The 12318-nt window shown below is 57.6% G+C and carries 9 protein-coding genes; 5 read left to right on the plus strand and 4 right to left on the minus strand.

The genetic code is table 11. The annotated features are described in order from the left end of the window. Nucleotides 1–7 precede the first annotated feature (7 nt). The 4 genes from ACFSE1_RS16185 to ACFSE1_RS16200 all read left to right on the plus strand — a co-directional run bounded on the left by ACFSE1_RS16185 (nucleotide 8) and on the right by ACFSE1_RS16200 (nucleotide 2868). Entirely contained in the window at nucleotides 8–1066 is a 1059-nt protein-coding gene (locus ACFSE1_RS16185; protein ID WP_377403500.1) for an ABC transporter ATP-binding protein, read from the plus strand. A 57-nt stretch (nucleotides 1067–1123) separates the two neighbouring features. Continuing rightward, nucleotides 1124–2167, plus strand: coding sequence for a zinc-dependent alcohol dehydrogenase family protein (locus tag ACFSE1_RS16190; protein ID WP_377403503.1), 1044 nt, complete (start codon nucleotides 1124–1126; stop codon nucleotides 2165–2167). A gap of 101 nt (nucleotides 2168–2268) precedes the next feature. Further along, nucleotides 2269–2550 carry a type II toxin-antitoxin system RelE/ParE family toxin gene (locus ACFSE1_RS16195; protein ID WP_377403505.1) on the plus strand — a complete coding sequence of 94 codons (282 nt, stop codon included), beginning with the start codon at nucleotides 2269–2271 and terminating at the stop codon, nucleotides 2548–2550. A gap of 21 nt (nucleotides 2551–2571) precedes the next feature. Then, nucleotides 2572–2868, plus strand: coding sequence for a HigA family addiction module antitoxin (locus ACFSE1_RS16200; RefSeq protein ID WP_377403508.1), 297 nt, complete (start codon nucleotides 2572–2574; stop codon nucleotides 2866–2868). 264 nt (nucleotides 2869–3132) lie between these two features. Here the strand turns inward: ACFSE1_RS16200 and metH are convergent, their stop codons facing one another. Beyond that, nucleotides 3133–6903: a methionine synthase gene (metH, locus tag ACFSE1_RS16205; RefSeq protein WP_377403512.1), complete on the minus strand. Its 3771-nt coding sequence runs from the start codon at nucleotides 6901–6903 to the stop codon at nucleotides 3133–3135. A gap of 167 nt (nucleotides 6904–7070) precedes the next feature. On the opposite strand from metH, the gene ACFSE1_RS16210 reads away from it, so the two are divergent. Beyond that, nucleotides 7071–8318, plus strand: coding sequence for an AGE family epimerase/isomerase (locus ACFSE1_RS16210; RefSeq protein WP_377403515.1), 1248 nt, complete (start codon nucleotides 7071–7073; stop codon nucleotides 8316–8318). 52 nt (nucleotides 8319–8370) lie between these two features. Here the strand turns inward: ACFSE1_RS16210 and ACFSE1_RS16215 are convergent, their stop codons facing one another. The 3 genes from ACFSE1_RS16215 to ACFSE1_RS16225 form a co-directional block, all read right to left on the minus strand. Then, a complete protein-coding gene (locus ACFSE1_RS16215) occupies nucleotides 8371–8988 on the minus strand; it encodes a DUF2799 domain-containing protein (protein WP_377403518.1) in 618 nt (205 codons plus the stop codon). Nucleotides 8989–9087: 99 nt separating this feature from the next. Continuing rightward, entirely contained in the window at nucleotides 9088–11985 is a 2898-nt protein-coding gene (locus ACFSE1_RS16220; RefSeq protein ID WP_377403521.1) for a hybrid sensor histidine kinase/response regulator, read from the minus strand. Between the two features lie 100 nt (nucleotides 11986–12085). After that, nucleotides 12086–12298, minus strand: a complete 213-nt coding sequence (locus tag ACFSE1_RS16225) for a hypothetical protein (protein ID WP_377403524.1) — start codon at nucleotides 12296–12298, stop codon at nucleotides 12086–12088. Nucleotides 12299–12318: the final 20 nt, after the last annotated feature.

Below are 12318 nucleotides of genomic sequence, written 5' to 3' on the forward strand. Positions count from 1 at the left end.
AATTGATATGAGCTTTCTCACACTTTCCCATTTGCAAAAGTCCTTCGGCTCTGTCCGGGTCGTGCATGATTTCAACATGTCGATTGAGAAGGGCGAGTTCATTTCTTTCCTCGGCCCATCTGGCTGCGGCAAAACCACCGTTCTGCGCATGATTGCCGGTTTCGAAACACCGTCCAATGGCAGCATCGCAATTGGCGGCAAGGACCAGACGAAGCTTCGCCCGAACCAGCGCAATATCGGCATGGTGTTTCAGGCCTATGCGCTGTTTCCCAATATGAACGTTTTCGACAACGTGGCCTTCGGACTGAAGGTGGCGGGTAAGTCCAAGGCCGAGATCAAAACGCGCGTCGATGAAATGCTGAAGCTCATCCATCTGGAGCATCTGGCGGATCGCTATCCCTACCAGATGTCTGGCGGCCAGCAGCAGCGCGTGGCGCTGGCGCGCGCACTGGCCCCTGCCCCACAGGTCCTGCTTCTCGATGAGCCTCTCTCCGCTCTCGATGCAAAGATCCGCGTTTCGCTGCGTGAGGAAATTCGCCAGATCCAGCGGCAGCTTGGCATCACCACCGTCTTCGTCACGCATGATCAGGAAGAGGCGCTCTCCATTTCTGACCGGATCGTCGTCATGAACGGCGGCAAGGCGGATCAGATCGGCACGCCGTTCGAGATCTACAACAACCCGGCCACGCGCTTTGTCGCCTCTTTCGTCGGCACGCTGAACCTGATCGAGGCCAAGGTACTGGATGCCTCGGCCAGCCAGATCGCCATCGGTGATCAGCAGATCCTGCTCAAGAAACCCATTGCCAAGGCAAATGGCGAAAAGATCACCGTAGCGCTTCGCCCGGAAGCCGGCTCTTTGGCAGAAAGCGCCAAAGGCGATGTGCGAATTTCGGGCGTGGTGACGTCCAGCCATTTCCTCGGCTCGGTCATCCGCACGCGGCTGGACGTGGGCGGGGCACTGGTTTCATTCGACATGTTCAACGATCCCGGCACCGCACCACCGGCTCTTGGCGAACGCATCCATCTCAACTTTGCATCAGAAGATTTGATGATTCTAGCAGAGTAGCGCGCTGTTTCCGCCTGAGAAAAAGCACTACTGCAAGCCCATCTCAGGAGGTCACTTATGCGCGCATTATTCTATGAGCTTTTCGGCGAGGCACCGAAGGTGGCAAAGTTGCCGGATCCAGAGCCGACCCCGGATGGGGTGGTGATCGAGGTGAAGGCCACCGGCCTTTGCCGCAGCGATTGGCACGGCTGGATGGGCCACGATCCGGATATCCGGCTGCCGCATGTTCCTGGCCACGAATTTGCTGGTGTCATTTCGGCCGTGGGCAAGGATGTGCGCCGTTTCAAGATTGGCGATCGGGTCACCGTACCGTTCGTCTCCGGCTGTGGCCACTGCCATGAATGCCGTTCCGGCAACCAGCAGGTCTGCGAAGCACAATTCCAGCCGGGCTTTACCCATTGGGGTTCCTTCGCGGAATATGTTGCCATCAACCACGCGGAACAGAACCTTGTGCATCTGCCGGACAGCATGAGCTATGCGACTGCGGCAAGCCTTGGCTGCCGTTTCGCGACCTCCTTCCGGGCGGTCGTCGATCAGGGTCGCCTGAAGGGCGGCGAATGGCTGGCTGTTCACGGGTGCGGCGGTGTCGGCCTGTCCGCCATCATGATTGGCAAGGGCCTTGGTGCCCGCATTGTCGCCATTGATATTGCGGAAGACAAGCTGGCTATGGCGAAGGCGCTTGGCGCGGAAGTTCTGATCAACAGCCGCAACGTTGGCGATGTGGCGGAAGCCGTGCGGGATGCAACCGGCGGCGGCGCGCATGTGTCCGTCGATGCTCTCGGCCACCCGCAGACCTGCTGCAATTCCATTTCAAACCTGCGCCGCCGTGGACGCCATGTGCAGGTGGGCCTGATGCTGGCGGATCATGCCATGCCACAAATTCCCATGGCGCGGGTCATTGCCCATGAACTGGAAATCTACGGCAGCCATGGCATGCAAGCCTGGCGCTACGATGATATGCTGGCGATGATCGAGGCAGGCAGCCTTGCACCGGAAAAGCTGATCGGCCGCCATATCACCCTGTCGCAAGCCGCTGAAGCCCTCCCTGCCATGAACAGGTTCCAGGAAAGCGGCATCAGCATCATCGATCGGTTTGAGTAACCTATCGAAGAGGCGGCTCAGGCCGCCTCTTCATTCTTCGTATTTGCTTTTCGTTTCATCCATGCTATGTATCACAACGTGATACGGAAAGATCATTCCGCGTGATCCGAACTTTTGGCAATTCACGAACAGAAGCTGTCTTTCAGCGCAATATTGCAAAGGGGTTGCCAACCGACATACAGAAGGTTGCACTTCGAAAATTGACTATGTTGCATGCCGCCCTACGACTTGACGACCTTCGCTCACCGCCTGGAAACAGGCTTGAAGCGCTAAAAGGCGATAGACACGGGCAGCATTCAATCCGCATCAACGATCAGTGGCGGATATGTTTCATCTGGAAAGATGGTGGTGCAGATAACGTTGAAATTGTTGATTACCACTGAAGCATCGGGGTAGCTGAGGATATGACTGAAAAACTTAGTCCCGTACATCCGGGTGAAATCCTCCGGGAAGAATATCTTGTTCCACTGAACTTGAGCACAGGCCGCTTAGCAAGGCAGTTGGATGTTCCACGGACACGCATTGAACGACTCGCCAAAGAAATGACGTCGGTAACCACCGACACGGCGCTTCGCCTTGCCAAATTCTTCGGAACATCACCGGAATTCTGGATGAACCTACAGTCGCACTATGATCTGGAAATTCAGGCCGAAGCGTTGAAGGATCAGTTGGCGAACATACCTGAGTTCAGAGCGGCATGATCAACTATAAAAGGGTAAGCCAAAATTTCTCCAAGATGGCCGGGCGGCGAGAGGCCGCGCCGGAAAACGGAGAAATGCCATGCATCATAAACGTAAGCGTCCCAAAAACCGTCGCGCCGGTTGTTTGATGTGCAAACCTCATAAAGCAAACGGCTCCTGCCCACGTCATATGGACATGCAGGCAGGAAATCGTCGCAGATACGAGGCAGGATCATATCAGTTGCGATGTGAAGGGATAAAAAAGGACTGACCTCTGGAGGCGGCTCAGGCCGCCTCTTCCGTTTCCGGAGTACCGCCCGGTACGTAGTTCAGCACGGGTCCAAGCCAACGCTCCACCTCGGCAATATCCATGCCCTTGCGCCGCGCGTAATCTTCCACCTGATCGCGCTCCACCTTGGCTACGCCAAAGTAATAACTGTCCGGGTGCCCGATATAGAGACCGGAAACGGAAGATCCCGGCCACATCGCATAGCTCTCGGTCAGCGTCACGCCGGTCGCCTTCTCGGCATCCAGTATGTCGAAAAGCGTGCGCTTCTCGGTGTGATCCGGCTGGGCAGGATAGCCAGGGGCCGGGCGAATACCGGCATAGTTTTCGTGTATCAGCTCGTCGTTGGAGAAGTTCTCGTTCTTGGCATAGCCCCAATAATTGCGGCGCACTTCCTCATGCATGCGCTCCGCAAAGGCTTCGGCGAAGCGGTCGGCCAATGCCTTGACCAGGATCGACGAGTAATCGTCATTGGCACGCTCGAAGCGTTCGGCAATTGCCACCTCTTCAATGCCCGCCGTGACCACGAAGCCGCCGACATAATCCAGCTTTCCGCTTTCCATCGGCGCGACAAAATCCGATAGCGCAACATTGGGGCGACCATCGCGTTTGGAGAGCTGCTGACGCAGGGTGTAGAAGGTTGCCAGATCTTCGCTACGATCTTCCTTGGCAAAAACGCGGATATCGTCACCGACGGCATTGGCGGGCCAGAAGCCGATGACCGCGCGCGGACGGAACCACTTCTCTTCAACAATCTTGGCAAGCATTGCCTGCGCATCGCTATAGAGCTGGCGCGCCGCCTCGCCCTGCTTCTCATCATCGAGGATAGCCGGGTAGCGCCCCTTCAATTCCCAGGTCTGGAAGAAGGGCGTCCAGTCGATGTAGGGCACCAGTTCCTCAAGGGAATAATCTTCGAAGATCTTGGTGCCAAAGAAGCTCGGCCGCGTCGGCTCATAGAGCGACCAATCCACCTTCTGTGCATTTGCGCGGGCGCGCGCCAGCGGCAGACGAACCTTCTCTGCCTCTGCCCGTGCATGCGCCGCCGCAACCTTGGCGTATTCGGCACGAATACCTTCGATGTAATCCTTCCGAGCCGTTTCCGACAGAAGATTGGAGACAACACCAACGGCACGGCTGGCATCGGTGACATAGACCGCCTGCCCGCTTTGATACTGCGGATGGATCTTCACAGCCGTATGCACACGGCTTGTCGTTGCCCCACCGATGAGCAGCGGCACCTCGAAACCCTGTCTTTGCATTTCAGCCGCCACATGCACCATCTCGTCCAGAGACGGCGTGATGAGGCCGGAAAGCCCGATCACATCAACCTTCTCGGCAATGGCGGTTTCCAGAATCTTCGTCGCGGGAACCATCACGCCGAGATCAATGATCTCGTAATTGTTACAGGCCAGAACGACGCCAACAATGTTCTTGCCAATATCGTGCACGTCGCCCTTGACGGTCGCCATCAACACCTTGCCAGCCGCCTGACGCTGATCGCCGCCGTTCTGCCGCTTCTCCTCTTCCATATAAGGCAGAAGAACAGCAACGGCCTGCTTCATCACACGCGCGGATTTCACCACCTGCGGCAGGAACATCTTGCCGGAGCCGAAGAGGTCGCCCACCACGTTCATGCCTGCCATCAGAGGCCCTTCGATAACGTGCAGCGGGCGATCTGCCTGCAAGCGCGCCTCCTCGGTATCGGCCTCGATGTAATCGGTAATGCCGTTGACGAGCGCGTGTTCGAGCCGCTTCTCAACGCTCCATTCGCGCCAGGAAAGATCCTGCGCCTTGGCTTCGCGCGCACCAGCGCCCCGGAACCGCTCAGCAATCTCCAGAAGACGTTCAGTCGCATCCGGACGGCGGTTCAGAACCACATCTTCGCACGCGTCGCGCAGCTCGGGATCAATGTTTTCGTAAATCGCCAGCTGGCCCGCATTCACGATGCCCATATCCATGCCGACCTGGATGGCATGGTAGAGGAAGACAGCATGCATGGCTTCACGGACCGGCTCATTGCCGCGGAAGGAGAAGGAAAGGTTGGAGACGCCACCGGAAATGTGCACCAGCGGCATTTCCTGCCGGATCGTGCGTGTGGCTTCGATAAAGTCCACACCGTAATTGTTGTGCTCCTCAATGCCCGTTGCCACGGCAAAGACGTTCGGGTCGAAAATGATATCTTCCGGTGAGAAGCCGACCTGCTCGGTCAGGATCTTGTAGGCGCGGCGGCAGATCTCCACCTTGCGCTCATAGGTATCCGCCTGCCCCTGTTCATCGAAGGCCATGACGACGACCGCCGCACCGAAACGACGGATCAACTGGCCCTGCTCAATAAACTTCTCCTCGCCTTCCTTCAGCGAGATGGAATTCACGATGGCCTTGCCCTGAACGCACTTCAAGCCAGCTTCGATGATCTCGAACTTGGAACTGTCGATCATCACCGGAACACGGGCAATATCCGGTTCGGCAGCGATGAGGTTCAGAAACTCAACCATGGCGCGGCCGGAATCGATCAGGCCCTCGTCCATGTTGATGTCGATAATCTGCGCGCCGTTTTCCACCTGATCGCGTGCAACGGCCAGAGCGGATGTGTAATCGGCAGCCGTGATCAGCTTGCGGAACTTCGCAGAGCCCGTGACGTTCGTGCGTTCGCCGACGTTGACGAAAGGAATGTCCTTTGTCAGCTCGAAGGGCTCAAGACCGGAAAGAGACATGAAGGGGCGATGCTCCGGCACCTGACGCGGCGCAAAGTCCTTCACGGTTTCAGCGATTGCGCGGATATGCTCAGGCGTCGAGCCGCAGCAGCCGCCAACCACGTTGACCAGGCCTTCCTTGGCGAACTGGCGCACCTGGCGCGCCATGTCTTCCGGTGACTGATCGTATTGACCGAATTCGTTAGGCAGACCGGCATTGGGATAGGCGCAGACGAAGGTATCCGCGATGGCGGAAACCTCCTGCAAATGCGGACGCATGGCATCGGCACCGAGCGCACAGTTGAAGCCGATGGTGAAGGGATTGGCATGGCGCACGGAGTTCCAGAACGCGGTTGGCGTCTGACCTGACAGCGTGCGACCGGAAAGATCGGTAATCGTGCCGGAAATCATAACCGGCAGGCGAATGCCTTTCTCTGCAAAACGCTCCTCGCAGGCGAAGATCGCCGCCTTGGCATTCAGCGTATCGAAAATCGTTTCGATCAGGATGATATCGGCACCACCATCGATCAGACCGTCGATCTGTTCCGCATAGGCAAGCCGCAAATCATCGAAGCTGACGGCGCGATAGCCGGGATTGTTTACATCCGGCGAAATGGAGGCCGTGCGGTTGGTGGGCCCGATGGCACCCGCCACGAAGCGGCGCTTTCCATCCTCCCGCTGCGCACGCTCGATAGCGCGGCGCACAACCTGCGCACCTTCCTTGTTCAGGTCGTAAACGGCACCTTCCATCTCGTAATCGGCCTGGGCGATGCGGGTTGAGGAGAAGGTGTTGGTTTCAATAATATCCGCACCAGCCATGGCGTAGCGGTAATGGATATCTTCAATGGCCTGCGGCTGCGTGAGGATCAAAAGGTCGTTATTGCCCTGCTGGTGGCAGGCGCAGTTCAGGAAACGATCACCGCGAAAATGCTCTTCCTGGAAACCCAGCCCCTGGATTTGCGTGCCCATGGCACCATCAAGAATGAGGATGCGTTCGCGTGCAGCCTTTGCCAGCACTTCGAAAATCTCGCTACCATTACGATTTGCGCCCTCGGGGCCAAACAGATGGTCGAACACTGGCATCTCCTCACATTCACCGCGAACCACAACGTTTAATCACATAAAGATATCTTTATGTCAATTGAATCGCTTGCGACTTATCAAGCTCTTGCCCTCGGACTTCTAACCTGCGAACCAATAACAAATACATTCCGTTTCAGGTTGAAGACGACAGGAGACCCATAATGACCGCAACTGGCAGCAATCCACCTCTGTGGGCAGATCGCCCTTATCATCGGCGCTGGCTGCTTGCGCAGGCTGAAGGTTTGATGGATTTCTTCCAGTATCGCGCCATCAATCCCAAAGGCGGCTTTTTCGAACTGGATCCGAAAGGCGAGCCGCTGGACAGAAACAATGCGCCTCGCGGCATTCATGCCAGCGCCCGCATGGTGCATTGCTTTGCCATTGCGGATCTCCTGGGCCGCGCGGGCGCTGCCGACGTGGTGGACCACGGAATGCGCTATCTTTGGAACCAGCATCGTGACACCCGCCATGGCGGCTATTTCTGGCAGGCCAATGACGAGGGCGCGGCGGATGCCTCCAAGCAGGGCTATGGCCATGCCTTTGTCTTGCTGGCGGCCTCATCGGCCAAGGTGGTGGGCCATCCCCTTGCCGATGCCATGCTGGCCGATATCACCGAGGTTCTGGACAGGCATTTCTGGGAGGAACAGCATGGCGCGATTGCGGAAGAGTTCTCGCAGGACTGGCAGGCAGTGCCCGGCTATCGTGGCCAGAACTCCAATATGCACCTCACCGAAAGCCTGATGGCGGCCTTCGAAGTGACCGGGGACCGGCACTATCTGAGCCGGGCGGAGAGTATCGCAGACCTTCTGATAAATCGCCGCGCACGTGAGGAAGGCTTCCGTGTTGCCGAGCATTTCGACGAGAACTGGGGCGTGGATCGTAACTACTACCACCCCAATGAAATGTTCCGCCCGGCCGGCACCACGCCTGGCCATTGGCTGGAATGGGCGCGATTGCTTCTGCAACTCTTCGCGCTGGGCGGCAAGCAGCACAGCTGGATGCCACAAGCCGCTACCGCCCTTTTCGAGCGCTCGATGACACTCGGCTGGGACACCGAGAAAGGCGGCTTCTTTTATACGCTGGATTGGCAGGACAGGCCGGACAAGCGTTTCAAGCTCTGGTGGCCCATGTGCGAGGCAGCTGGTGCGGCGCATTTTCTCAATGCCCATGTGCCGGGCGACTTCCATGAAAAGAGCTATCGCCAGATCTGGTCCACGATTGCGGCCCACTTCATTGACCGCGAAAACGGTGGCTGGTTCGAGGAGACGACCGAGGACCTTCAACCATCGAACACGCTCTTCCCCGGCAAGGGGGATATCTATCACGCTATGCAGGCCTGCCTCATCCCGCTCTTCCCCGCGACAGGAAGCCTGACCAAGGTGATTTCTGAAAACGGCGCTACTCTCTAATCCCGCAGCGAAGTCATGCCTCAGGCTCCAATTCAGCCTGAGGCCTTGCCTGTCATCGGGCAGGTCTCGCAACCGCCATAGGGCTCATGCGGAAGTCGGCCAGTTCCGCTTCCGCATCGGCCAGCTCATACCGCAGATCATCGGATTCGCGCCGCAGACGGCGAATTTCGAAGTCGTTGTCGTCGATACGCCGTTGCAGGTTACGACGCTCATCATCCTTGGCCGTTTTCAAAGAGAAATAGGCCTGATCTATTTCCGCTTCGCGAGCGCGGATGCTGGAGTCGACGGAATCCTTGCGCTGGCGAACCTCATAGACCCGCTTGCCCAGCGCATAGCCCTGCAAGAAGCCGGTGGCTGCTTGCGGTGGGCAGACATTGTTGTAGGTGTCGCCCGCTTCCCCGTGCTGCGCACCACTGAGCGGCGTGCAATAGCGCTTAACGCCCTCCTGAAAGCCTTGATACCAGGTTGTCTGGTCCGGCACGATTTTGACCCGCTCGCAGGATTTCACATGCTCGGCAAAGCGGCTCTGCGGATCGCGGCCCGCAGCACCATCTGTGTCGCCAATCACCCGCCAATTGGCGGCAATGCATTCTTCCTTCGATAGGGAATAGCAGGATGGCAGTGAACCAAGCACAACCATCCCGGAAACAATAAGTGCGATCTTGCGCATGATACCCCCCGGCCATCTGCCAGGGAGCTAAGCAGGAAATATGAAAGACTACCAGATGCGCCAACGCGCCTACCAAAATCATCAACAGCTGGTTAGGATCTACCGTCTTCCTCGCACCATTTCACGAATACGCTTTGCAAGTTCATCGTAATCATATGGCTTGGTGACGAGGCTGGATTGATCGAGCGCTTCCGAACCCGGCACATGCAGATCGCCGGTGGCAAAAATCACCGGCAGGCTGGGATGATCCTCCCGAAGCCGATGGATGAGGTCGAGACCATTCATATCAGGCAGGTGGACATCCGTGACAAGAATATCAATCGCCGCACCGTCAATGGCTTCCATGGCCTCGCGCCCGGTTCCCGCTTCCACGACAACCATGCCGAAATCCTGAAGATAATCCGCCGTGGAAATCCGGATCAGCGCTTCATCTTCGCACAGAAGCACGCGAATGGAGGCGGGCAGCTTCTGCCCGGCGCTGGAGCCGACATTGGTGGCAGCCGTGACCTCTGTTTGCGCTGCACGCTCCCTCGCCTTGTCCAGCAGCATCCTGATCTTGCGGGCCAGCGTCTCACGCGCATAGGGCTTGCTGAGCAGATTGACGCCTGGATCAAGACGCCCACCATGGACGATGGAGTTTTCCGTGTAGCCGGAAGTGAACAGCACTTCGAGTTCGGGCCTGCGTTCTTTCGCCTTGCGCGCAAGCTCACTGCTTTTCAGCTTGCCCGGCATCACCACGTCGGTGAACAGAAGATCGATCGGTACGCCGCTTTCGATAATGGCAAGCCCTGCATCGGCATCGCGTGCCTTGAGAACATTGTAGCCAAGGTCTGCAAGCATGGCGACGGTAACATCGCGCACCGCGTCGTCATCTTCAACCACCAGAACCGTCTCGCTTCCGCCGGTAATCTCGCCCGCAGTATCTTCCGCCAGAACATCCTCCGCCTGCACGGAGCGCGGCAGATAGATCCTGACCGTGGTGCCGTTGCCCTGCTCGCTATAGATATTGATGTGACCGCCGGACTGTTTCACGAAGCCGTAAACCATAGACAGGCCAAGACCCGTGCCCTTGCCTTCCGGCTTGGTAGTGAAGAACGGATCGAAGGCGCGCGCCAGAACATCCGGCGGCATGCCGCAGCCTGTATCGCTGACGGCCAGCATCACATATTGCCCCGCCTCCACATCGAAAGCATTTTGTGCATATCGATCATCGAGATAGGCATTGCCGAGCTCGATGGTCAGGCGGCCTCGCCCATCCATGGCGTCACGGGCATTGATTGCGAGATTGAGAAGCGCATTCTCCACATTGGATGGATCGACCAGCGTGTTCCACAAACCGCCACCGACAATGGTGTCAATCTCGATCGCTTCCCCCAGGCTGCGGCGAATAAGGTGATCCATTTCGCGCACAAGACGGCCGAGATTAATCACTTTGGGCGCCAACGGCTGCCTTCTGCCGAAGGACAGGAGTTGCGAGGCAAGGCGTGCTCCGCGTGAAGCCGCAGCAAGCGCATTGTTCATGCGCCGCTCAACCTGCTCCTGCCCGGCAAAATCCCGATGCAGCAGTTGAAGATTGCCGGTGATGACCTGCAGCAGATTGTTGAAATCATGCGCAATGCCGCCAGCCAGATTGCCGATGGCTTCCATCTTCTGGCTCTGACGGAGCACTTCCTGGGTCTTCAACAGTTCTGCCGTCCGCTCTTCCACTCGGCTTTCCAGCGTGGTGGCGAGATTTTCAAGCCTGCTTTCGGTCTTTTTCTGATCCTCAATATCGGTATTGGTGCCCACCCAGCGCACAACGCCACCCTCGGCATTATGGATCGGCACTGCACGAGAAATATACCAGCGATAGCTGCCATCGGCGCTCTTCAGGCGCAGTTCGGACTGGAACGGCTTGCCGCTGCCAAGCGATTCCTCCCAGAGGGAGCGAACCTTGACGAGATCTTCCGCGTGAAGAGCATCGGCCACCAGATTCTCGCGGGCTTGCGGGTTCTGGATCCCCATGTACCGTTGCATCTGGAAGTTACACCAGTCCATCTTGCCTTCTGGAGTTGCCGTCCAGACATGGTTGGGAATGGCCTCTGCCAGCGTGCGGAACCGCTCCTCGCTCTCGCGTGCGGCTTCCTGGGCACGCTTCGTCTCCGTCACCTCATGCCCCTGCACGAAGATGCCGGTGATCGTTCCGCGATGATCCCGCAAGGGCTGGAAGATGAAATCTATGAACAGCTCATCCTTCTCGCCGCCTCGCTCGAGGAAGACACGTTCGCTGACGGCGCTGTAGATATTGCCGGTGGCATAGACCTCGTCCAGAAGCTCGTAGAACCCCTGCCCCTCGATATCGGGCAGCGCCTCACGCACTGACTTGCCGATCAGGTCCTTGCGATCGACAAGGGAAACATAGGCATCATTGGCGATTTCAAAGACGTGACTGGGCCCGCGCAAAACAGCCATGAAGCCAGGTGCCTGCTCAAACAGGCTGCGAAGATGTTCCCGTTCTTCTCCCAGAGCCAGGTTCTCGCCCGATACAGCATCCGCGCGGCGCATGACTTCCGTATGCACATCGAAGGCCGATTGCCAATTCGACTGACGCAACAGGTGCAGTTCGGTCACATCCACGGTGTGCTGAAGGATCAGCCTAACCTTGCCATGCTCATCGAGCAGCGGCGTGTGGGTGGCACTCCAATAGCGCTCCGCCATGGAGCCGTCCGGCGAGGCGATGGGATAGGGAATGAGGGCAAGATGGTCCACCTGCCCGGTCTTCAAGACCTTTGCAAAGGACTGGCGCAACATGCGCCCGCTCTCGCTTTGCGGATCGCTTGGAAAGGCGACAAACAGATTGCGCCCCAAGATAGCATCGCGCGATTGCATTGTGGCAGCGAGATAAGCGCCATTCATCCCCACAATCGTCAATTCTGCATCAACGATCAGATATGGATTGGGTGATGAGTTAAATAGCTGCTCGATGTCGCTTCCGGCCAGCCCGGTCTGCCGAAACATTCACTGTCCCCTGCCGCATTCACTGATGCAACAGGTTATAGTGCGCGGCTGCTATTATACAAGCAAATAGGCAGAGATAGCACGCAGGCGCACAGAAGCGTCATCCGAGAACAGTCGGGTGCTCCAACAGGTGGGCAGCGGCACGAAAATCCCGGCCATAGGATAGGCGCTTGCGCTCGCAGCGCTCAGCATCCACACCCTGACGTGTCAGATAGAAAAGACCATCCGCATAAGTGCCGGTAGCGTAAACATCGTCATCAGTTGAAACGATGTCGGCCTCTTGAATAAGAGTGTGCAGAAACTTCATCATCATGCGCCCTCCCAAGTCACTCT

The organism is Affinirhizobium helianthi, from assembly GCF_042680945.1.
GTDB classification, from domain to species: domain Bacteria; phylum Pseudomonadota; class Alphaproteobacteria; order Rhizobiales; family Rhizobiaceae; genus Neorhizobium; species Neorhizobium helianthi.

What these genes read in the sequence shown, in the direction of transcription:
- ACFSE1_RS16200 (WP_377403508.1), top strand. Translation starts at nt 2,572, where the DNA reads ATGACTGAAAAACTTAGTCCCGTACATCCGGGTGAAATCCTCCGGGAA.
- ACFSE1_RS16210 (WP_377403515.1), top strand. Translation starts at nt 7,071, where the DNA reads ATGACCGCAACTGGCAGCAATCCACCTCTGTGGGCAGATCGCCCTTAT.
- ACFSE1_RS16215 (WP_377403518.1), bottom strand. Translation starts at nt 8,988, where the DNA reads ATGCGCAAGATCGCACTTATTGTTTCCGGGATGGTTGTGCTTGGTTCA.
- ACFSE1_RS16220 (WP_377403521.1), bottom strand. Translation starts at nt 11,985, where the DNA reads ATGTTTCGGCAGACCGGGCTGGCCGGAAGCGACATCGAGCAGCTATTT.
- ACFSE1_RS16185 (WP_377403500.1), top strand. Translation starts at nt 8, where the DNA reads ATGAGCTTTCTCACACTTTCCCATTTGCAAAAGTCCTTCGGCTCTGTC.
- ACFSE1_RS16190 (WP_377403503.1), top strand. Translation starts at nt 1,124, where the DNA reads ATGCGCGCATTATTCTATGAGCTTTTCGGCGAGGCACCGAAGGTGGCA.
- ACFSE1_RS16225 (WP_377403524.1), bottom strand. Translation starts at nt 12,298, where the DNA reads ATGATGATGAAGTTTCTGCACACTCTTATTCAAGAGGCCGACATCGTT.